Raw genomic sequence first — 21,177 nt, forward strand, 5'->3', positions numbered from 1 at the left:
GCCCATGATGGCGGCCTTAAGCTGATTCGGAGAGTGCGTCTAATGAGTACTGACGGCGTAAATGTTGATCGCCGCCGCCTGTTGATTGGTGCCACAGCTGCTGTTGGTGCTGTGGGCGTCGCAGGGGTAGCAGTTCCCTTTGTAAAATCCTGGAATCCAAGCGCCAAAGCAAAAGCTGCCGGTGCACCAGTGTTCGCTGATATCAGTGCTATTGAGCCAGGCCAGCGCGCTGTCTTCGAATGGCGTGGTAAGCCTGTGTGGGTAGTGCGCCGCACCCCAGAGATGCTGAAAACGTTAACCACGCATGATGGCAAACTTGCCGATCCTGCGTCGGAGGTCGAGTCTCAGCAGCCAACCTATGCGCAAAATGCCACACGCTCAATTAAACCTGAGTACTTAGTATTGACTGGCATTTGCACACACTTGGGCTGTTCTCCTTTGTTCCGTCCCGAAATCGCTGCGGCTGATTTAGGCTCAGACTGGGTTGGCGGGTTTTTTTGCCCTTGCCACGGGTCGCGCTTCGATTTAGCCGGCCGTGTCTACAATGGTGTGCCAGCCCCAACTAACTTAGTGGTGCCGCCGTACCGCTATGAATCAGATTCTGTGATTGTGATTGGCGAGGATACCGTCTGATGGCAAATCTAGGTAAAAGCCTGATGGGCTGGGTCGATGCGCGCTTCCCTGCGACAGAGACCTACGAATATCATATGTCGAAGTACTATGCCCCGAAGAACTTCAACTTCTGGTACTTCTTCGGCGTGCTGTCCATGATCGTGCTGGTCAACCAGCTCGTCACCGGCATTTGGTTGACGATGTCGTACAACCCCTCAGCCGAGGGTGCGTTTGATTCGGTCGAGTACATCATGCGTGATGTCGAGTACGGCTGGTTGCTGCGTTATATGCACTCCACCGGCGCCTCGGCGTTTTTTGTTGTGGTGTATTTGCACATGTTCCGCGGTCTGCTTTATGGCTCTTATAAAAAGCCGCGCGAATTGGTGTGGCTGTTTGGTATGACCATTTATCTTGCGCTCATGGCCGAGGGCTTTTTTGGCTACCTACTGCCATGGGGCAATATGTCCTACTGGGGCGCGCAGGTTATTCTGAACTTGGCGGGTGCTGTGCCCGTTGTGGGCGAGCAGCTGGTCACCTGGGTGCGCGGTGACTACCTGATCTCGGGTATCACGCTGAACCGCTTCTTCGCGCTGCATGTCGTCGCTATTCCGTTGGTGCTCGTAGCCCTGGTGTTCATGCACTTGGTCGCCCTGCATCACGTGGGCTCAAACAACCCAGATGGCGTGGACATTAAGAAAGTTAAAGGCGAAGACGGCGTGCCACTTGATGGTATCGCTTTCCATCCCTACTACACGGTGCATGACCTCGTTGGCATCGTGGTGTTCTTAGCTGCCTTCTCGGCGGTGCTGTTCTTCTTCCCAGATGGCGGTGGCTACTTCTTGGAGCGCCCCAACTTCGAGCCGGCTAACCCCTTGAAGACGCCCGAGCACATTGCGCCGGTATGGTATTACACGCCGTATTACGCGATCTTGCGCGCTGTGCCGTCTAAGCTTGGCGGTGTGATTGCAATGGGTGCGGCGATTGCCATCCTCTTTGTCCTGCCATGGCTGGATAAGAGTCCAGTGAAGTCGATGCGCTATAAAGGTACGCAAAGCAAAATTTGGTTAACACTTTTTGTAATTAGCTTTTTAGGCTTGGGCTACTTGGGTGCTGTGCCCTCCGACCCCATCAAAACCTTCTTGGCTCAGGTGTTGACGATCATTTACTTCTTATTCTTCTTGCTCATGCCGTTTTATACGTCTATGGAGAAAGTAAAGCCCGTGCCTGATCGTGTCACTGGGGGAGCGCACTGATGAAAAAGTTGATCATAGCCGCTGTCCTGTCGCTTGCACCTCTGTGGGCCTATGCTGCCGGCGGCGGTGCTTGTGGAGAGCTGAAGCAGTGTGATACTGCTCCGATTAATCTGCACGATAAAGCCTCACTGCAACATGGCGCGCAATTGTTTTTGAGCTACTGCTCAGGCTGTCATAGCGCCAAATATATGCGCTATGAGCGCATGGCGCAGGATCTGGAAATCGATCCGAAGCTGGTTGAGCAGTACATGATGTTTACTTCCGATAAAATCGGCGACCCAATCAATTCGCATGTGAACCCTAAAGATCAAGCCAAATGGTTTGGTAATGCGCCACCTGATTTGTCGCTGGAAACTCGTTTTCGCTCGCCAGATTGGGTTTATTCGTACTTGCTGCATTTTTACCCCGATGATAAGCGCCCTTGGGGTGTGAACAATCGCGTCTTTAAAGATGTGGGTATGCCGCATGTGCTGCAGCCGTTAGAGCGTCAGCTTGGTCCTGAGGGTTATGCTGAGGCGGTTGGTGACTTGGTTAATTTCATGACCTATATGTCTGAACCTTCGCGGACAACGCGTGAAACCATGGGTTTTTGGGTTCTGTTGTTTTTGGCAGTGCTCTTCATCCCAGTGTATTTCTTGAACAAAGAGTTCTGGAAAGACATTAAATAATTCCGAGTCGGCATCCGTCGGCATCGGTCATGAACAAAAGGGCGCGCGCTTCATAGTGCCGCCCTTTTGTTTTTTGCGTTCATCAATGGGCGCTAGTTAAGGGGATTACAATGGCGACGGTGACTCGACGCGCGTCAATGACGTTTTATTCGGAAGCTGCGGACCATTACAGCCACCGCGTGCGCTTTGTGCTGGCCGAAAAAGGTGTTTCGGTCGATGTAGTACATGTGCATGCGGGCAATCGTCCGGCGGACTTAGCAGACTTAAACCCGTATAACGAATTGCCTGTGCTTGTGGATCGCGACCTCTCGTTGTACGAAACCAAGGTGATGATGGAATACCTTGACGAGCGTTTTCCGCACCCTCCCTTACTGCCTATTTACCCGGTCGCCCGTGCGCAAGCGCGCTTATTGGCCTACCGCATTGAGCACGACTGGTGTTCACAAGTCGACGCGATTTTATCCGGTAAGCTAAAAGACGCGGCGCTGCAAAAAGCGCAAAAAAATCTGCGCGACAGCCTGATTACGGTGGCGCCAGTATTTAACGAAATGCCATTTTTTATGAGCGAAGAGTTTTCGCTGCTCGACTGCATGTTGGCCCCTATTTTGTGGCGCTTGCCAATCCTCGGCATCGATATTCCTGAGCGCTCATGCAAAGGCATGGTGCGCTACATGGGTCAGCTTTTTCACCGCGACGGCTTCCTGGCAAGCCTGACCGATGTTGAGCGCGATATGCGTCGCGGCTAAACAATGAGTACGCTGAAAGGAGCACGTCCTTACTTTGTGCGGGCGATCTATGAATGGTTGGTCGACGCCAGCCTCACGCCTTATCTCTTGGTGGATGCGCAATGGCCGGGTACGGAGCTACCGCAAGACTTAGTAGAGGATGGCCGCTTGGTACTAAATATTGTGCCATCGGCGGTGCGTGACTTGGTGCTGGGCAATGAGGCCGTGATGTTTTCTGCGCGCTTTGCTGGCCGCCCCATGGCCATCGTGGTGCCAATGGGCGCTGTGTTGGGCATTTACGCGAAAGAAAATGGCGACGGTTTGTTTTTTGAGTCTAGCGAATACAGTCCAGAACCACCGCCCAACGACAAGCCGGCTGGCGATGTCGCCTCGGAACGCAACCAGACCGCTAAAGCGCGGCCTGCATTGCGTGTGGTGAAGTAGCTTAAGGCGCGGGCTGCTCTTTCACGATATCAAGCACTTTCACAATGCGCTTAACGCCATCGAGTGCTTGCAGGCGCAAAATTGCGCGATCGGCTTGGCGCTGTGTCAGGGCACCCATCAAGTACACCGTGCCGTCATTGACCAAGACATTGGTTTGCGAGCTCGGCACATTATCAGCAGTAGACAATGTGAAGCTGGCCTTACTTTCCAGTAATGAGTCAGCGGCGCGTCCCATGAGGCCGCGATTTAAGCCAACCACCAGCTCATTGTGCACTGCACGTACGTCGCCATAGCCACGCGCAATATTGGTCAGTCGGTTTTTCACCTCAAGGCTGGGCACTTCACCGACTAGCAACACCACCTCATAAAATGATTCGACTTCTATGCGACCTTCATTGGCCTCAGGTACGTCGCGATAGATATCGCGCATGATGGCTTGCGATAGGCTGATATCGGTCAGGCTTAAGGCGGTGGTGCGTGAGCCTGGATCGGATACGCTGGGCGCAACGCCCATTTTCGCAAGCGTGGTGCAGCCTGAGAGCAGCGATGCGCTGATGACGGCGGCAGTAAGAGCAAGTTTCATCGGTTTAGTAGGCAAGATCAGGATCTCCAAATAAGGCGCTTTCGATTAAGGCGCAGCAGCAGTGCAAAGTAAAGAGCTGTGCCTCATGTACGCGGTAACCGCGGTGGTCTGGGATTTGAATCAAGACATCGCGATCGCCCAAGAGTCGGGCGACTTCACCGCCATTGCCGCCGGTCAGTGCAATGACAGGGCACTGGCGCTCCTGCGCGGCATGAATGGCGGCGAGAATGTTGGGCGCGTTGGCGCTGGCAGATAGCACCACCAAGACATCGCCGGCTTGGGCTAACGCTAGCAATGGTCGTGAAAACGACTCGGTTAAGCGGTTGTCCTGAGCGAGCGCGCTCAGCGTGATGCTGTCGGGCGCGAGCACCAGTGCTGGCAGGGCGGGGCGCTCAGGATCGAAGCGATTGAGGAGCTTGCTGACAAACGCCTGCGCGTTGGCACCCGAGGCACCATTGCCACAGCTGATGATTTTGCGGTCATTGACCAGGCCATCGACCATGACCATGGCGGCTTGCTCAATGGCGGGGCCGGCTTCTTCAATAAGCTTGGCTAGTGTGCTCATGGCCTCGTGGCCGAGCTGCGCGATGCGTGCTTGCATGACATATCCATCGGTTAAAACGCACTAAAGGCGCCTCGAAGCCAGTCGCGCTGCCAGTGTGGTGGCGAGCCGCTATAGGCGATGACATCAAAGCGTGTGCAAAAGGTAGCGTAGTGCGGATGCCGGCGCAAAAAAAAGCCCGCTGTTTTAATGAGTTTGCGTTGTTTTTGTGCCGTGATGGTAGCCACCGCGCCGCCAAATTGCTGGCTTTGTCGCCAGCGCACCTCGGTAAACACCAATTTGCCATGAAAGTTCAGGCTAATAATATCGATCTCTCCAGCGCGACAACAGTAGTTCTGCGTAATCACGGTGTGGCCTGCTGCTATAAGCAGAGCGCAAGCATCGCGCTCGGCATAGCGACCTTGATGCTGCGTGGGCGAGCCGGCGCGCAGTGGCTGTGGGGTATTGGCCATGGCTATTTCTCTGGGTAATAGCTGAAGTGAAGACCATGGCGTGCCGGCGTGCTGACACGTAAGCTATGCGATCGAGTTTTTATGGGCGTAAGGTGTGATGAACGAGGCGCAGAGCCATTTTGGCGTGTTGTATGTGGTGGCAACCGCCATTGGAGATGACGAAGACCTGAGTGCGCGCGCGAAAGCGACGCTGCAAGCGGTGTCATTGATTGCTGCCGAGGATACCCGTGATGCCGGTCGGCTTTTGCGCGAGTTAGGTATCAGCACGCCCACGATGGCCGTCCACGAACACAACGAGGCTGATCGCGTGCCGGTGCTCATTGAGCGGTTGCAGGCGGGCGAGTCGCTAGCGCTGATCTCAGATGCTGGCACGCCATTGATCAGCGACCCGGGTTATCGTTTGGTGGCGGCAGCGCATGAGGCGGGCATTCGCGTATCGCCGGTGCCGGGGGCCTGTGCCGCCATTGCCGCGTTGAGTGCGGCGGGCTTGGCGTCGGATCGCTTTCATTTTGAAGGTTTTTTGTCGGCCAAAGCTGGGCCGCGCGAGGCGCGTTTGAATGCCTTGGCGCAAACGCCGCATAGCCTGATTTTTTATGAGGCGCCGCACCGCATTATCGATACGTTGACGGCGATGGGGCAGGTGTTTGGCGCGGCGCGGTTAGCGACCCTAGCGCGCGAACTGACGAAAACCTTTGAGACGATGAAGCGAGCCCCATTGGCCGAGTTGCTAGCTTGGGTTGAGGCAGACAGCAATCAGCAGCGCGGTGAGATGGTCATTGTGGTGGCTGGTGCGCCAGCTCTCGCTGTCGCCGATGAGCACCGCATTAGCGCGGAAGCTTTGTTGACAATTTTGGTGCGTGAGCTGCCGGTAAAGCAGGCCGCGAGCATTGCTGCTGAGGCCTTGGGCTTGCGGAAAAATGCGCTTTACGGTTTAGCGCAGCAGTTGCGCGAAGCCGCGCCTTGATATTGCCGTAGACATGCCGCGATAAGTGCCTTGAGTTCGTGCCGCCGCCGCCGTATGCTGCGCGCCGGAGTTGGCCAGACGATCGCTGCCCTGCATGCAGGGGGGAGGAAAGTCCGGGCTTCATAGGGCAGAGTGCCAGGTAACGCCTGGGCGGCGCGAGCCGACGGAAAGTGCAACAGAGAGCAGACCGCCGATGGCCCGTAAGGGATCAGGTAAGGGTGAAACGGTGCGGTAAGAGCGCACCACGAGTCTGGTAACAGACCGGTACGGCAAACCCCACTCGAAGCAAGACCAAATAGGTGTCCAGACGCGCGGCCCGCGCGGGACACGGGTAGGTTGCTTGAGCGCATCGGCGACGATGCGCCTAGAGGAATGATCGTCCACGACAGAACCCGGCTTATCGGCCAACTCCCCCTTTTTTGCATAATGTCTAAGGTTTGATCAGGCATTTTGTATATAGCTATAAATTCTAATGTTTTCCATGCTCTCGCATTGGCTTTAGAGTTGCCTTCTAAGTCATTGATTGGCATCTATACAATGCGCGTAATGCTTCTGCGTTATTTGTGTAAGTCATTGTAATTTAATACCTAAATAAACCATATAACCGACTGAGAGAGTTCTTGACGCTCGCCAGTCGCATCCCTATATTTGCCTGCAGAGTGGGGAAAAGTGTGGATTAGTGGTTTTTATTGGTTTTATCGCCCACTCAGGAAGGCTAATCGAATGTTTCGCGGCTACGACGAACTCACCATGGACGCCAAAGGGCGCATCGGCTTGCCGACGCGTTACCACGAGCGCGTGCTGGCTGAGTGTCAGGGCAAGTTCGTGCTGACGGTCGATATTCGTGAGGCCTGCCTGGTGCTATACCCCTTGCCCGAATGGGAGCTGATTGAGCAGCGCTTCAATGCCTTGCCGAGCTCAAATCAAGCCTTGGCCATGCTCAAGCGTCGCCTCATGGGCTATGCCACCGAAATCAGTCTCGACAGTGCAGGCCGCTTTTTGGTGAGCCCAGAGTTGCGCCAGTTTGGCTGCTTCGAGAAGGCCGTGGTGCTCGCCGGCCAAGGCAAAAAGTGCGAGATCTGGCACAAACCCACCTGGGATGCGCTCCAAGCTCAGCTACAAAGCGCCGACTTCTCGGCCGCCGAGCTGGCGCAAGCCATTGACTCACTGGCGCTCTAATCATGACCGCCTTCGTGCACCTCACCGTCTTACTCAACGAGACCGTCGCGGCGGTATTGGCAAATCCTGACGGCATTTATGTTGATGCCACCTTTGGTCGGGGCGGCCATGCGCGGCATTTGCTCGCGCAGCTTGGGCCGAATGCGCGGGTTATTGGTTTCGATAAAGACCCGCAGGCGATTGCCACCGGCGAGGCCTTGATGCGCGAGGATGCGCGCTTCGAAATTATCCATGATTCCTTTGCCAGCCTAGTGCCGGCCTTGCAAGCGCGTGGCTTGCTCGGTCAGGTCGATGGCCTGCTGGCTGATCTCGGCGTGTCGTCGCCACAGCTCGATGATGCTGAGCGCGGCTTTAGTTTTATGCACGATGGCCCGCTCGATATGCGCATGGACACCACGCGAGGCTTAAGTGCCGCGCAATGGTTAGCGCAGGTCAGCGAGGCCGAGCTCATTGAGGTGTTTAAAACCTATGGCGAGGAGCGTCATGCCCGGCGCATCGCCCGTGCTGTGCTAGCCGAGCAGGCAAGCGCACCGATTTTGCGCACCAAAGTCTTGGCCGATGTCATTGCCAAAGCGCACCCGTCGTGGGAGCGCCATAAGCATCCGGCCACGCGCTGTTTTCAGGCCATTCGCATTGCCGTTAATCGCGAGCTCGGCGATCTCGAGGATTTACTCGCGCAAAGCCTGCAAGCCTTAGCTGCTGGCGGGCGTTTGGCGGTGATCAGCTTTCATTCGCTGGAAGACCGCTTGGTGAAGCAGTTCATTGCCCGTGAGGCCAAGGGCGATGACTTTCCGCCTGGCCTGCCAGTGACCATCGCGCAGATGAACCCACAGCTGAAAAAGGTGGGTAAGGCGATTGAGCCGAGTGATGCGGAGATTGAGGCGAACCCGCGTGCGCGCAGTGCGCATTTGCGTGTGGCGCAGCGCTTAGATGCGCGTGGCAAGGCATTGGCTGCGGGAGCGTCAAAATGAGTTGGGCTGCACGCTTGAGTGGCTTGCGCCTGAGCTTGCTGCAGCCCATTGTTTGGCAAAATGCCGCCGTGGTGGCGGTATTGGTGGCGACCTCGGTGGCGGTAGCGTTTAGCGTGCATAAATCGCGGCTGTATTTGGCTGATTTGCAGTCGCTACAAAGCGAGCGCGATCACTTGGAAGTTGAGTGGGGCCAGTTGCTGCTTGAGCAGCAGGCCTGGGGTGCCTATGGCCGCATTGGCAAGGTCGCGGTGGATGAGCTCGGCATGCGCTCGCCCGCGCCCCATGACGTGATGATGGTGCGGCCATGAATCAGCGCAAAGCCCCCCCTCGTCAAGTCACCACGGACCTCAAATACCTAGGCCGCCACCGCATGGTGCTGCTGGGTTTAGCCGTTTTATTTGGCGGTATTGCATTGCGCGCGGGCTACCTAACCGTGATCGATAGTGACTTCTTACGCGCTCAAGGTGATGCACGGATGATGCGCACTGAGCCGATCATGGCAATGCGCGGTGTCATTCGCGATCGTAATCAAGCGCCGTTGGCAGTGAGCACGCCGGTCGCCACACTGTGGCTGAATCCGCGCCAAGCTCTTGCTGCCGATTTGGATATTTCAGCATTGGCACGCGCCTTGAAACAGTCGCCCTCGGCGTTGCGGGCGAAGATCAAGCGCCATCGCGACAAACGCTTTATTTATCTCGATAGGCACCTCTCGCCAAACGCAGCGGATGAGGTGTTGGCACTCGACTTTCCGGGTGTTTACGCGATGACAGAGTACAAACGCTTTTATCCCGAAGCCGAGGCCACTGCGCATATGCTCGGCTTCACCGGCCTTGATGACCATGGCCGCGAAGGCTTGGAGCTGGCCTTTGATAGTCAGCTCGCTGGGGTTGAGGGTAGCAAGCGCGTGATGAAAGATTTGAAGGGCCATCGCGTGCAAGATGTGGCGCTGCTGAAGCCCGCGCGCCCTGGCCGTGATATCACGCTAAGCTTTGATTCGCGGGTGCAGTATTCGGCCTATCGCGAGCTCGCGCGTGGCGTTGCCGAGCATAACGCCAAGGCTGGCGTCTTGGTGTCGCTCGATGTTGAGACTGGCGAGGTCTTAGCGATGGCCAGTGTGCCGTCGTACAACCCCAATAATCGCAGCCAGCTCGACATGGACGCGGTGCGTAACCGTGCTGTCACGGATATGTTTGAGCCGGGCTCTACGCTCAAGCCATTTACTTTGGTGGCAGCGCTGGAGAGTGGCAAATTCACCATCAATAGCCGCTTTGATACCTCACCGGGCACCTACAAAGTGCTCAATAAAACCGTGCGTGATCACGAAGATTTTGGCGTGATTGATATGCAAACGGTGCTCACCAAATCGAGCAACGTGGCGACCTCGCAAATTGCCATGGCGCTGCCACGCAGCACCTTGCCGCTGCTGCACCAGCATCTAGGTTTCGGGCAGAGTACCGGCAGCGGCTTTCCCGGTGAGAGTGCGGGCTTGATGCAGCCATCAAACCGTTGGAATCCGGTAGAGCTGGCGACCATGTCATATGGTTATGGCGTCACGGTCACCGCCTTACAGCTGGCGCAAGCTTACGCCACGATCGCCAGTGGCGGCCTGCAGCGGCCGGTGAGCTTTACCAAGGTTGATGGTCCTGTGGCTGGGCGTCGGGTGATTCCAGAGGCCATTGCTAACAGCTTAATTCCCATGATGGAAACGGTCGTCACGCAAGAGGGCACCGCCCTACGCGCCGCCGTGCCAGGCTATCGCGTGGCCGGCAAAACTGGCACCGCGCATAAAGCCTCGCAGGGCGGTTACGCGCGCGATCAATACATGTCGTTGTTCGTCGGCATGGCGCCGGCGAGCCATCCGAAAATTGTCACTGCGGTGATTATTGATACGCCTCGCAAAGGCGGCTACTACGGCGGTTTGGCCGCTGCGCCCGTGTTTTCGCGAACCATGGCCGACACCTTGCGACTGATGAATGTGGAGCCCGATCGCAGCGCTGAGCGCTTGGCCGATCAGGCCCGCCGCTCTGGGCGGGGAGGCTGACATGATGCATCTTGGCGAACTCTTACCAAGCTGCCCCGATCAGTGGCAGAACATTGAGCTCAAGGCGTTGGTGGCCGATTCGCTTGAGGTGGTGGCGGGTGCGTGCTTTATTGCGATGGCCGGCACGCATTACAACGCACGCGACGATATTCCAGCTGCCATTGCTGCCGGTGCCGCCGCTGTACTGACACCAGCCGATAGTCATTTCACGTTAAATACCGTGATTAATCATGTGCCGGTGATTGCTGTGCCTGAGCTCGGTGAGCTGCTTGGCGATCTGGCGGCGCGTTGGTATGGTCAGCCCTCGCAGGCATTAACGGTGCTCGCCACCACCGGCACCAATGGCAAAACCAGCATTGCTAATCTGCTGGCGGGCGCCTGCGGCCAGCTCGGTCAGCGTGCTGCGGTGATGGGCACGCTGGGCAATGGCTTTCCTGGTGAGCTCGCACCGGCCACATTTACTACCCCCGACCCCCTGCAACTGCAGCGGCTGCTGGCATCGTTTCATCAGCAGGGAGCGCAAGTGGTGGCGCTCGAAGCCAGCTCGCACGGCTTGAGCCAAGGGCGTTTGGCCGGCACACGCATTCATACCGCGTTGTTTACCAATTTAACGCGCGACCATTTGGATTATCACGGCAACATGGCGGCCTATGCGGCCAGCAAAGCCGCGCTATTTCGTTGGCCATCGCTGCAGGCCGCGGTGATCAACGCGGACGATGCCTACGGCGCAGATATGCAGGCCGAGCTCGCTGGCCAGGTGCAGTGCCTGCGCTACAGCCTAGATCCGAGCGCCGACGTCGAGCTGGTGGCCGAGTCGGTGCAGGCCACGCTTGATGGTCTGTGCATCGTGCTGCGCACGCCACACGGCAGGGCGACATTACGCAGTCCATTGATTGGTCGTTTTAATGCCAGCAATTTACTCGCTGTGGTCGGTGGCTTGCTCAGTATTGGCCACCCATTAAACGAGATCATTCGCGTGTTGGCAAAAGTCTCTCCGGTGCCAGGGCGCATGCAGTGCTTGCGTGAGGCCAATACGCCCTTGGTGGTGGTGGATTACGCGCACACGCCGGATGCGCTTGAGCAGGCGCTCAAAGCGGCGCGCGAACATACCGAGGGCAAACTCTGGGTGGTTTTTGGCTGCGGTGGCGGCCGCGACACGGGTAAGCGCGCCGACATGGGCCGCGCCGCTGCTGCCTTGGCCGACCACGTGGTGATTACTACCGATAATCCGCGCAATGAAGATCCGCAAGCCATTATTGACGGTATTTGTGCCGGCCTGCCGGCCGATTTTACGGCGCAATGCCTGCTCGATCGCGGCGAAGCGATTGCGCAGGTGGTAGCACAAGCCGGTCACGATGATGTGATTTTGATCGCCGGCAAAGGCCACGAAACCTATCAGGAAGTGCACGGCGTGCGTACGCCATTCAGTGATAGCGAGCATGTGCACATGGCATTGCTAGTGAGGACGCGAGCATGAAGCTCTCAGAAATAACACACGTCGTGAATGGCGAGTTAGTAGGGCTAGATGCCGATGTCGGTAGTTTCTCTACTGATACCCGCACACTCGTGGCCGATGATGTGTTTATTGCGCTGAGTGGTACGCGCACAAACGCCAATGCCTTGCTGCAAGAGGCTGCCGCACGCGGCGCCTTGGCGGCTATTACTGAGCGCCTAGACCCCTCGGCGGGCATTGCGCAAATTGTTGTGGCTGATTGCCACGCGGCGTTGGGGCAACTAGCAGCGGCGTGGTGTGCGCGCTTTACGCGGTTGACCAAAGTGGCGATGACCGGCTCAGCGGGCAAAACCTCAGTGAAGGAGATGACCGCGCGTATTTTTGAAGGCCTTGGCAATACCTGGGCCACGCAGGGCAATTTTAATAACGATATTGGTGTGCCACTGACGCTGTTGCGTCTGCGCGCTGAGCATCAATACGGTGTTTTTGAGCTCGGCGCTAACCATGTCGGCGAGATAGCTTATACCGCGGCCATGGTGAAGCCGCGGGCGGCGGTTATTACCAATGTGGGCACGGCGCATCTGGAAGGTTTTGGTAGCCGCGCAGGCATCGCGCGGGCGAAAGGCGAGATTTACGCCGCGCTCGGCAACGACGGTGTGGCGGTGGTTAATCGCGACGATGAGTTTGCCGACTTCTGGCTAAGCACCATGGGCTCGCGTCGCGTGGTGACATTTTCGCTCAGTGCGGGTGCCGATATTTACGCCAGTGAGATTAGCCAAGGTGACACACCGCAATTTGCTTTCACGTTGCATATTGGCGAGCAATCAGCGCGCGTGCAGCTGCAAGTTTTGGGGCGTCATCAGGTTGCCAACGCGCTGGCGGCTGCGGGCTTGGCGCATGCCTGTGGCGTGTCGCTGCAAGCCATTGTCTCCGGCCTGACCAATACACGGCCATTTATGGGCCGCAGTGTGCTGCATCGCGTGGGTGAGTCGTATCTCATTGATGACACCTACAACGCCAATCCCGACAGCATGAAAGCCGCGATTGATTTGCTATGCACGCTGCCGGGTCGGCGCGTGTTGGTGGTGGGTGATATGGGTGAATTGGGCGATGCCACGGCATCGGGTCATCGAGACGTGGGAGCGTACGCGAAAATGAAAAAAATAGACGCGTTAATGAGCACGGGTCAGCATCAAGCCTTTTATGCCGAGGGCTTTGGCAATCAGGCGCAGTTATTTCCCGATCACAATGCCCTCGTGCAAGCCTTAGAGCATGAATTGCAGGGCGTGGTCAGTGCCTTAGTGAAGGGCTCGCGCAGTGCTCGTATGGAGCGTGTGGTGCAGGCCGTGACTGAGTCGGCGGGAGTGCACTGATGCTATTACTTATAGCCGATTGGCTCAGCCAGCACGTGAAAGGTTTTGCGGTGTTTAATTACCTGACCTTTCGCTTCATGCTCAGTATTGTCACGGCCTTTGCGTTGTCGCTGTGGTGGGGGCCATGGATGATTGAGCGCTTGAAGGCGATGAAATTTGGCCAAGCGATTCGCACGGATGGCCCACAAACGCATTTGGCGAAAACGGGTACGCCGACCATGGGCGGTGCGCTGATTTTGACCACCATTTTGGTCAGCACACTGGCGTGGTCTCGCCTCGACAATATCTATGTCTGGGTGGTGCTGGCGGTCATGGCCGTGTTTGGCATGGTCGGTTGGGTCGATGATTACCGCAAGGTGGTCGAGAAAAACCCGCGCGGGCTGCCCAGTCGCTGGAAGTATTTCTGGCAATCGGTGGCGGGTATTGGCGCGGCGGTATTTTTGTACATCACCGCGAAAACGCCGATTGAAACCAGTCTCATCGTGCCGTTTTTCAAAGACATTATTATTCCGCTCGGGCTGGCCTACATCGTGCTCAGCTATTTCGTGATTGTCGGTGCTAGCAATGCTGTGAACCTCACCGATGGCCTCGATGGCTTGGCGATTATGCCCACCGTCATGGTGGCCGGTGCATTGGCGATTTTTGCCTACCTTACCGGCAATATTAAGTTCGCGACCTATTTGCAAATCCCGTTTGTTGCCGGCTCTGGCGAGCTCATCATTATTTGTGGCGCCATCATTGGTGCCGGCTTGGGTTTTCTTTGGTTCAACGCCTACCCCGCGCAGGTGTTCATGGGCGATGTCGGCGCGCTGTCTTTAGGGGCGGTGCTCGGCACCATCGCCGTGATTGTTCGCCAAGAAATCGTTTTATTTGTCATGTGCGGGGTTTTCGTCATGGAAACCGTGTCGGTGATGATGCAAGTGGCGAGCTTCAAGCTCACCGGTAAACGCATCTTCCGCATGGCACCGATTCATCACCATTTTGAGCTCAAAGGCTGGCCTGAAACGCGCGTTGTGGCGCGCTTCTGGATCATCTCATTCATGTTGGTGTTGGTGGGTCTGGCGACCCTGAAATTGCGCTAGGAGCTGAGCATGCTAATCGCACGCGGGGGATTACGAGTGGTGATCGGTCTGGGCAAGACCGGGCTCTCGTGCGTGCGTTATTTGCGAGGTTTAGGCTATAGCGTCGCGGTCAATGATACGCGCGAGCATCCGCCGGGTTTGGCTGAATTACAGAGTGAATTTCCCGAGGTTGATGTGGTCTTGGGCGGTCTTGATGGCGCGCTTTTGCTATCGGCCAGCGAGATTATTGCCAGTCCGGGCATGGCCATTTCAGCGCCCGACATCGCCGCCGCCAGCGCCGCCGGTATCTCGGTCATTGGCGATGTGGAGCTGTTTTGCCGCGCGGTCAGCACGCCGATTATTGCCATTACCGGCTCCAATGCGAAAAGCACGGTGACCACGCTGATGGGTTTGATGGCAGAGCGTGATGGTTTGCGCGTGGGCGTCTGCGGCAATATTGGTACGCCGGTGTTGGATATGCTCGCTGAAGGCCAGAAAGACCTCTATGTCATGGAGCTGTCGTCGTTTCAGTTAGAGACTACGCACTCGTTGACAGCGGCGGTGGCGGTGGTGCTCAACATCAGCGAAGACCACATGGATCGCTATAGCGGCATGCTGCAATATCATCAGGCTAAACATCGGATTTTCCGCAACTGCCAGCGTTATGTGTTTAACCGCGACGACACACTCACACGGCCTTTAATTGCCGATGAACTTCCGCACGCGAGCTTTGGTTTAAATGCGCCCGACCTAAATGATTATGGCGTGCTGCTTAAAGATGGCCAGCCGTGGTTAGCGCGCGGCCGCGAGTACCTAATGCCAGTCGCTGAGCTGCAGATTTTTGGTCAGCACAATATCGCCAATGCCTTGGCCTGCTTAGCGCTCGGCGAGGCCGTGGGTTTATCGCGTGAGGCTATGCTCGCCACGCTGCGGGATTTCGCTGGCCTCAAGCATCGCTGCCAACGCGTGGCGTTAGCGGATGACATCGCTTGGTATAACGACTCCAAAGGCACCAATGTTGGCGCCACCTTGGCCGCGATTCATGGCCTCGGTGCGGCCATCGCGCCGGCGGGCGGGCGTCTGGTGCTGATCGCTGGCGGCGTCGGTAAGGGGCAGGATTTCGCGCCATTAAACGATGCCATGCAGCGCTTTGGTCGCGCGCTGGTGTTGATCGGTCAGGATGCGCCGGTGATTGATGCGGCCATCCGCGCTGATCTACCACGCCAGCGTTGCGCGAGTTTGGGCGAAGCGATTGCGCAGGCGCGCGCTGCTGCTCAGCCGCACGATGCCATTTTGCTGTCGCCGGCGTGTGCCAGTTTCGACATGTTTAAGCATTACGAAGATCGTGGCGATCAGTTCGCCGCCGGTGTGCAGCATTTTTTAGCGGAGCATTCGTCATGATGGCCCGTGTGCTCGCGCCGTATCACAACCTGCGGCTGAATCTCAGTCAGCTCAGCGATCGCCAATACGTGCTGTTGTCGGCAGGTTTCTTATTTTGCATCGGCCTGATCATGGTCGGTTCGGCCTCCATGGGCGTCGCCGATGCCAACTACGGCAACCCATTTTACTTTTTCACGCGCCACCTAATCTATTTAGCCATCGGTTTGGTTGCCGCCGCCGTGGTGTCGCAAGTGCCCATGGCGACGTGGAATCGCTACAGTTATTGGCTGTTTTTAGCCGCGCTTGTGCTGATCATTTTGGTCTTGGTGCCGGGCATTGGCCGTCGCGTCAACGGCAGCATGCGCTGGATCGGTATTGCGGGCTTAACCATTCAGCCCTCGGAGCTCGTGAAATTTGCCGGTGTGCTGGCCATGGCTGCATATTTATGGCGCCGCCAAGACGAAGTGCGTTCGCGCTGGATGGGCTTTGTAAAGCCCATGGCCTTTGTCAGCTTGACCGTGGGTTTGCTGCTCGCTGAGCCCGACTTTGGCGCCAGCATGGTGATCGTCATGGCGCTGATGGTCATGCTGTTTTTAGCCGGCGCGCCTTTGATGCTCTATCTGATGATCTCCTGCGGTTTGCTGCTGGTCGGCGTGTTGATCATGATCGCCGAGCCATACCGCATGAAGCGCCTAATGGCCTTCACCGACCCTTGGGCCGACCAATACAACAGTGGCTATCAGCTCGTGCAAAGCCTTATTGCGTTTGGTCGTGGCGACTGGTTTGGCGTGGGCCTGGGGCAGAGCGTGCAGAAATTATTTTATCTGCCCGAAGCACATACCGACTTCGTGTTTGCTGTCTATGCCGAAGAGTTTGGCCTCATGGGCGTGATGATTTTGCTGGTCGCCATGATCACCTTGGTGATGACTGGCTTGCGTATTGGCCAGCGTGCCGAATGTGCTGGCCAAGTGTTTTCCGGCTACGTGGCCTATGGCTTATCCGTGACCATTGGCATCCAAGCCGCGGTGAACTTAGGCGTCAATACCGGCTTGTTTCCCACCAAGGGCTTAACGCTGCCTTTAGTCAGCTACGGTGGTTCCAGCTTGGTGATGATGTTTGTCGTGTTGGCTGTACTGTTGCGAATCGACGCCGAGGCCAGCGAGCCCAATGAGCGCGCGGTGAGCCGTCAAGGAGGCACGCATGACTATCGTTAAATCGGTGGTGGTGATGGCCGGCGGCACCGGCGGTCATGTGTTTCCGGCGCTGGCGGTGGCGCGTGCGTTGCAGGCGCAAGGCGTGGCGATCCACTGGCTGGGTACCGCGCGTGGTATCGAAGCCGATGTGGTGCCAAAGGCTGGCATCGATATGACTTATTTAAATGTTGGCGGCCTACGTGGCAATGGTCTGCTGCCCTTGTTGCAAGCGCCCTTTAAGCTGCTGCGTGCCGTTTGGCAGGCCATGGCCGTGTGCCGCCGCGTGCAGGCCGATGCGGTCATTGGTCTGGGTGGCTATGTCACTGGTCCCGGTGGCGTGGCCGCACGTTTGCTGGGCTTGCCACTGTATATCCATGAGCAAAATGCCATTGCCGGGTTCACCAACAAAACGCTAGCGCGCTTTGCGACAGGCATTTTGCAAGCGTTCCCTAGCGCATTTGCGGCCTCGCCTAGCGTGCGTACTGTGGGCAATCCTGTGCGCGATGAGATTGCCGCCATCGCCGCGCCTGCCGTGCGTTATGGTGCGCGCCAAGGCGCTATTCATGTCTTGGTATTGGGCGGCAGCTTAGGGGCGGTGGCACTCAATAAATTGGTGCCGGCGGCGTTTGCCGAGCTGCCTGAGACGCTACGCCCCGTGATTCGTCATCAGGCTGGCCGCAAGCATGCCGATGCCGCGATGGCGACTTACGCCGAGCTCAATGTCACTGCCGAGGTATTGCCATTTATCGATGATATGGCGGCGCAATACGCGTGGGCTGATCTGGTGATTTGCCGCAGCGGCGCGCTCACGGTGTCCGAGTTGGCGGCCGCCGGCGTGGCCTCCGTGCTCATCCCATTTCCGCACGCAGTCGATGATCACCAAACCGCCAATGCCCGATTTTTGAGTGATGCCGGTGCGGCGCTGCTGTTTCAGCAAAAAGACTTAACGGCTTCGGCATTTGCCAGCACCTTGCAGGGCTTATTGGTGCGTGAGCATTTACAGGGCATGGCTGAGAAAGCCCGTGCGCTGGCCGAAACGCAGGCCACCACGCGCGTGGTGCAAACGATTTTACGAGGTGAGGTATGAACGCCAGCGCACGCAGCCGTTTGATTGAAATTCCGGAAATGCGCCGTATTCGCCGCATCCATTTTGTCGGCATCGGCGGCGCCGGCATGTGTGGTATTGCCGAGGTATTGCTAAACCAAGGCTATGTGGTCTCGGGTTCGGATATGAAAGCCGGCAAAACCACGCAGCGCTTACAAGACTTAGGCGCGCAGATTTTTATTGGTCACGATGCCGCGCATATTGATACAGCCGATGTGTTGGTGGTGTCGACCGCCATTGATGCCAGCAACCCAGAGGTGAATGCGGCTCTGAGCCGGCGTTTGCCGATTGTGCGCCGTGCTGAAATGCTCGCCGAGCTGATGCGCTATCGGCACGGTATTGCCATTGCCGGCACGCATGGCAAGACCACCACGACCAGCCTTATTGCCTCGATTTTGGGCGAGGCCGGCTTTGATCCGACCTATGTTATTGGCGGCTTGCTCAATAGCGCCGGCGTGAATGCCAAACTCGGCAGCAGCCGCTATTTTGTTGCTGAGGCCGATGAGAGCGATGCCTCATTTTTGCATTTGCAGCCCATGGTCTCGGTGGTCACCAATATCGATGCCGATCACATGGAAACCTATGGCGGCGACTTTGAGGTGCTGAAGCGCACGTTTATTGAGTTTCTGCACAACCTGCCGTTTTATGGTCTGGCGGTGGTCTGTGGCGACGACCCGATCATCACCGAGTTAATGCCGAAAATCGGCCGTCCTACGGTGACTTACGGCTTCAACGAAGCTAACGATGTGCGCGCGGTGGACATCGTGCAAGATGGCTTGCAGACCCGTTATACGGCGCTGCGCGAAGGCCATGAGCCATTGGTGATCACGCTGAATTTGCCGGGCCTGCACAATGTCTTAAACAGCCTCGCCGCCATTGCCGTGAGTACCGATGAAGGTGCGAGTGATGCCGCTATCGTCAAGGCCTTAGCCGACTTTGAGGGCGTCGGTCGGCGCTTCCAACGCCTCATCGAGGTGCAGGGCGTGCAGCTGGTGGATGACTATGGCCATCATCCGCGTGAAGTTTCCGCCACCATTGCCGCCGCACGTCAGGCCTACCCCGATCGTCGTTTGGTCATGCTGTTTCAGCCGCATCGCTACACGCGCACACGCGATTGCTTTGAAGATTTCTTGCCGGTGCTCTCCAGCGTCGATGCGCTGCTCTTGCTCGATGTCTATAGCGCTGGCGAAAAGCCCATTGCCGGAGCCGATAGCCGCTCATTGGCGCGCAGCATTCGCAACCGCGGAGTCATCGACCCGATCTTTATTGAAAGCCAAGACGAGCTCGCGGCGCTATTACCGGGACTACTAAAAGCTGGCGATGTGCTGCTCACCCAAGGCGCCGGCACGGTTGGTGCAATCGCCCTAGAGCTGGCTGCGCAGCAGCTGTATTTAACGGAGGTCAAGTCATGAGCACGTCTGTCGATTTTGGCCGCGTGGCGGTACTTTACGGTGGCCATGCTGCCGAGCGTCCCATTTCTTTAGTGAGTGGCGCGGCAGTACTTAAAGCCCTGCAAGAAGCAGGCGTTGATGCGCATCGCTTCGATCCGGCTGAGCGCGATATCGTTGAAATACAGGGCTATGACCGCGCGTTTATTGTCTTGCACGGTCGCGGTGGCGAAGACGGGGTCATCCAGGGTGTGCTGGAGCAGTTTCAAGTGCCTTACACCGGCAGTGGCGTCATGGCCTCCGCCATTGGCATGGATAAAGCCCGTACCAAACAACTGTGGATGGGCTGCGGCCTTCCCACGCCAACCTATCGTCGCTTGCACGCTGGCATGGACTTCGCCGGCGTGGTCACCGATCTTGGTTTGCCTTTAATGGTCAAGCCCTCGCGCGAAGGCTCGAGCATCGGCATGGCGAAAGTCTATAGCGCCGAGGACTTGGCCAAGGCGTATGAAGTGGCGGCGCAGCACGACAGCGAAGTCATTGCCGAGCAGTTTATTCAAGGCAGCGAATACACCGTGGCGATTTTGGGCGAGCAGGCCTTGCCAGTGATTCGCATGGTGCCGGCCACCGATTTCTACGACTTTGAAGCAAAGTATTCGCGCAATGACACGCAGTACAACATTCCCTGTGGGCTACTCGCCGACGATGAAGCCGCGCTGCAGCGCTTGGCATTGGAAGCGTTTGAGGTGTTGGGCGCACGCGGCTGGGGCCGTATCGATGCCATGCGCGATGCCGATGGCCGCTTCTGGCTGCTGGAAATCAATACCGTGCCGGGCATGACCGATCACTCATTGGTGCCGATGGCGGCTGCCGCTAGTGGCATCGACTTCACGCAATTAGTGCTACGCATTTTGGCGCAGGCTGCGCGCGGAGCGGCAGCATGAGCGCTACCCGCCGTCCCATTGGCGCCGTGCCACGGCCTAAGCCGAAGGCTGCGCGCGCCTCATGGTTTAGTCAGCCGCGCTGGCCGAGCGTGACGCTGTCGCCAAGTTGGCGCCGTCGTCTCGCGGTGGCTGCCTCCGTGCTGTTGGTTGCTGGCTCGATCGTCGGTTCTGCCATGGTGTGGCGCGAATGGCAGCAGCAAACGCCGATTCGGGTCGTCAACATCACCGGCGAGCTGCATCAAGTCGAGCGCAAAAGCCTGCAGGCGGCGCTTGAGCGGCAAGTGCGTGGCACATTTTTCACGGTCGATTTGGCGGCGTTACAGCGCACGGCCAAGCGTTATCCGTGGGTCGCGCAAGTCAGCGTGACGCGGCAATGGCCAGATGCCGTCAATGTCCGCATCCGCGAAAAGCAGGCGCTCGCGCGCTGGCAGGGCAATGGTTTGGTTAGCGAGCATGGCGCGGTGTTTCGGCCACGCAGCGCTACTGGCGTTGATGCCTTGCCATTGCTGTCCGGTCCGCGCGCGCAGTCACACTTTGTGCTGCAGCGTTATCAGGCCATGGCGGCGGTGTTAGCACGCGTTGGCCTGCGGATTAATAGCCTGACATTGACCGAGCGCATGAGTTGGGAGTTGACCCTCAATGATGGCGTGACGGTTTTGGTGGATAGCCAAGATAGCTTGGCTAAACTGGCACGCTTTACGGTGCTTTATGAGCGCCAGCTGGCGGGCGAGATGATGAGCATTGCGCGCGTCGATTTGCGTTATCGCAACGGCGTGGCGATTGGTTGGCGGCAGGCGGGGTAAAACAAAAATGAGCAATATTTATC

General features: G+C 57.3%; 22 protein-coding genes and 1 other RNA gene. 20 read left to right on the top strand and 3 right to left on the bottom strand.

The features are described from left to right. The first annotated feature begins 42 nt into the window (after positions 1 to 42). From petA to DFR26_RS04550, 5 genes are all read left to right on the top strand, one after another. Positions 43 to 633 carry a ubiquinol-cytochrome c reductase iron-sulfur subunit gene (gene petA, locus DFR26_RS04530; protein WP_116207787.1) on the top strand — a complete coding sequence of 197 codons (591 nt, stop codon included), beginning with the start codon at positions 43 to 45 and terminating at the stop codon, positions 631 to 633. Between the two features lie 23 nt (positions 634 to 656). Then, positions 657 to 1,865 carry a cytochrome b gene (locus DFR26_RS04535; protein ID WP_116208148.1) on the top strand — a complete coding sequence of 403 codons (1,209 nt, stop codon included), beginning with the start codon at positions 657 to 659 and terminating at the stop codon, positions 1,863 to 1,865. Beyond that, positions 1,865 to 2,533, top strand: a complete 669-nt coding sequence (locus tag DFR26_RS04540) for a cytochrome c1 (RefSeq protein ID WP_116207788.1) — start codon at positions 1,865 to 1,867, stop codon at positions 2,531 to 2,533. Before DFR26_RS04535 ends, DFR26_RS04540 begins: the two co-directional genes overlap by 1 nt. 110 nt (positions 2,534 to 2,643) lie before the next feature. Then, positions 2,644 to 3,279 (top strand): glutathione S-transferase N-terminal domain-containing protein, encoded by a 636-nt coding sequence (locus DFR26_RS04545; protein ID WP_116207789.1) that lies wholly within the window; start codon positions 2,644 to 2,646, stop codon positions 3,277 to 3,279. Between the two features lie 3 nt (positions 3,280 to 3,282). Further along, entirely contained in the window at positions 3,283 to 3,702 is a 420-nt protein-coding gene (locus tag DFR26_RS04550; RefSeq protein WP_116207790.1) for a ClpXP protease specificity-enhancing factor, read from the top strand. Position 3,703: 1 nt separating this feature from the next. Here the strand turns inward: DFR26_RS04550 and DFR26_RS04555 are convergent, their stop codons facing one another. From DFR26_RS04555 to DFR26_RS04565, 3 genes are read right to left on the bottom strand one after another with little or no spacing between them, the layout of a single operon-like run. Beyond that, positions 3,704 to 4,300: a BON domain-containing protein gene (locus tag DFR26_RS04555; protein ID WP_147300263.1), complete on the bottom strand. Its 597-nt coding sequence runs from the start codon at positions 4,298 to 4,300 to the stop codon at positions 3,704 to 3,706. Continuing rightward, complete coding sequence (locus DFR26_RS04560) at positions 4,290 to 4,886, bottom strand: D-sedoheptulose-7-phosphate isomerase (RefSeq protein ID WP_116207792.1); 597 nt, start codon at positions 4,884 to 4,886, stop codon at positions 4,290 to 4,292. The genes DFR26_RS04555 and DFR26_RS04560 overlap by 11 nt, the downstream gene beginning before the upstream one ends. 14 nt (positions 4,887 to 4,900) lie before the next feature. Then, positions 4,901 to 5,299 (bottom strand): YraN family protein, encoded by a 399-nt coding sequence (locus tag DFR26_RS04565; RefSeq protein ID WP_116207793.1) that lies wholly within the window; start codon positions 5,297 to 5,299, stop codon positions 4,901 to 4,903. 97 nt (positions 5,300 to 5,396) lie between these two features. Between DFR26_RS04565 and rsmI the strand changes: the two genes are divergently transcribed. From rsmI to DFR26_RS04640, 15 genes are all read left to right on the top strand, one after another. Beyond that, complete coding sequence (rsmI, locus tag DFR26_RS04570) at positions 5,397 to 6,263, top strand: 16S rRNA (cytidine(1402)-2'-O)-methyltransferase (RefSeq protein ID WP_116207794.1); 867 nt, start codon at positions 5,397 to 5,399, stop codon at positions 6,261 to 6,263. Between the two features lie 66 nt (positions 6,264 to 6,329). Next, positions 6,330 to 6,679, top strand: an RNA gene (gene rnpB / locus DFR26_RS04575) — RNase P RNA component class A. Between the two features lie 307 nt (positions 6,680 to 6,986). Continuing rightward, entirely contained in the window at positions 6,987 to 7,442 is a 456-nt protein-coding gene (mraZ, locus tag DFR26_RS04580) for a division/cell wall cluster transcriptional repressor MraZ (RefSeq protein WP_116207795.1), read from the top strand. A gap of 2 nt (positions 7,443 to 7,444) precedes the next feature. After that, complete coding sequence (gene rsmH / locus DFR26_RS04585) at positions 7,445 to 8,413, top strand: 16S rRNA (cytosine(1402)-N(4))-methyltransferase RsmH (RefSeq protein WP_116207796.1); 969 nt, start codon at positions 7,445 to 7,447, stop codon at positions 8,411 to 8,413. Next, positions 8,410 to 8,721, top strand: coding sequence for a cell division protein FtsL (ftsL, locus tag DFR26_RS04590; protein WP_116207797.1), 312 nt, complete (start codon positions 8,410 to 8,412; stop codon positions 8,719 to 8,721). Before rsmH ends, ftsL begins: the two co-directional genes overlap by 4 nt. After that, entirely contained in the window at positions 8,718 to 10,454 is a 1,737-nt protein-coding gene (locus DFR26_RS04595; RefSeq protein ID WP_116207798.1) for a peptidoglycan D,D-transpeptidase FtsI family protein, read from the top strand. Before ftsL ends, DFR26_RS04595 begins: the two co-directional genes overlap by 4 nt. A 1-nt stretch (position 10,455) precedes the next feature. Next, positions 10,456 to 11,931, top strand: a complete 1,476-nt coding sequence (locus tag DFR26_RS04600) for a UDP-N-acetylmuramoyl-L-alanyl-D-glutamate--2,6-diaminopimelate ligase (protein ID WP_116207799.1) — start codon at positions 10,456 to 10,458, stop codon at positions 11,929 to 11,931. After that, the gene (locus DFR26_RS04605) at positions 11,928 to 13,280 is read left to right on the top strand and encodes a UDP-N-acetylmuramoyl-tripeptide--D-alanyl-D-alanine ligase (RefSeq protein WP_116207800.1); all 1,353 of its coding nucleotides are present in this window, start codon (positions 11,928 to 11,930) and stop codon (positions 13,278 to 13,280) included. Before DFR26_RS04600 ends, DFR26_RS04605 begins: the two co-directional genes overlap by 4 nt. Continuing rightward, a complete protein-coding gene (gene mraY / locus DFR26_RS04610; protein WP_116207801.1) occupies positions 13,280 to 14,362 on the top strand; it encodes a phospho-N-acetylmuramoyl-pentapeptide-transferase in 1,083 nt (360 codons plus the stop codon). Before DFR26_RS04605 ends, mraY begins: the two co-directional genes overlap by 1 nt. A 9-nt stretch (positions 14,363 to 14,371) precedes the next feature. Further along, positions 14,372 to 15,742 carry a UDP-N-acetylmuramoyl-L-alanine--D-glutamate ligase gene (gene murD / locus DFR26_RS04615; protein ID WP_116207802.1) on the top strand — a complete coding sequence of 457 codons (1,371 nt, stop codon included), beginning with the start codon at positions 14,372 to 14,374 and terminating at the stop codon, positions 15,740 to 15,742. Next, on the top strand, positions 15,739 to 16,935 hold the full coding sequence (gene ftsW / locus DFR26_RS04620) for a putative lipid II flippase FtsW (RefSeq protein ID WP_220375701.1): 1,197 nt from the start codon (positions 15,739 to 15,741) through the stop codon (positions 16,933 to 16,935). Before murD ends, ftsW begins: the two co-directional genes overlap by 4 nt. Beyond that, positions 16,922 to 18,001 (top strand): undecaprenyldiphospho-muramoylpentapeptide beta-N-acetylglucosaminyltransferase, encoded by a 1,080-nt coding sequence (gene murG, locus DFR26_RS04625; protein ID WP_116207803.1) that lies wholly within the window; start codon positions 16,922 to 16,924, stop codon positions 17,999 to 18,001. The genes ftsW and murG overlap by 14 nt, the downstream gene beginning before the upstream one ends. Beyond that, the gene (gene murC / locus DFR26_RS04630) at positions 17,998 to 19,431 is read left to right on the top strand and encodes a UDP-N-acetylmuramate--L-alanine ligase (protein WP_116207804.1); all 1,434 of its coding nucleotides are present in this window, start codon (positions 17,998 to 18,000) and stop codon (positions 19,429 to 19,431) included. The genes murG and murC overlap by 4 nt, the downstream gene beginning before the upstream one ends. After that, positions 19,428 to 20,351: a D-alanine--D-alanine ligase gene (locus tag DFR26_RS04635; RefSeq protein ID WP_116207805.1), complete on the top strand. Its 924-nt coding sequence runs from the start codon at positions 19,428 to 19,430 to the stop codon at positions 20,349 to 20,351. The genes murC and DFR26_RS04635 overlap by 4 nt, the downstream gene beginning before the upstream one ends. Further along, on the top strand, positions 20,348 to 21,154 hold the full coding sequence (locus DFR26_RS04640) for a cell division protein FtsQ/DivIB (protein ID WP_116207806.1): 807 nt from the start codon (positions 20,348 to 20,350) through the stop codon (positions 21,152 to 21,154). Before DFR26_RS04635 ends, DFR26_RS04640 begins: the two co-directional genes overlap by 4 nt. Positions 21,155 to 21,177 lie beyond the last annotated feature (23 nt).

It is taken from the genome of Paraperlucidibaca baekdonensis, from assembly GCF_003387535.1.
Taxonomy (GTDB): Bacteria; Pseudomonadota; Gammaproteobacteria; order Pseudomonadales; family Moraxellaceae; genus Perlucidibaca; species Perlucidibaca baekdonensis.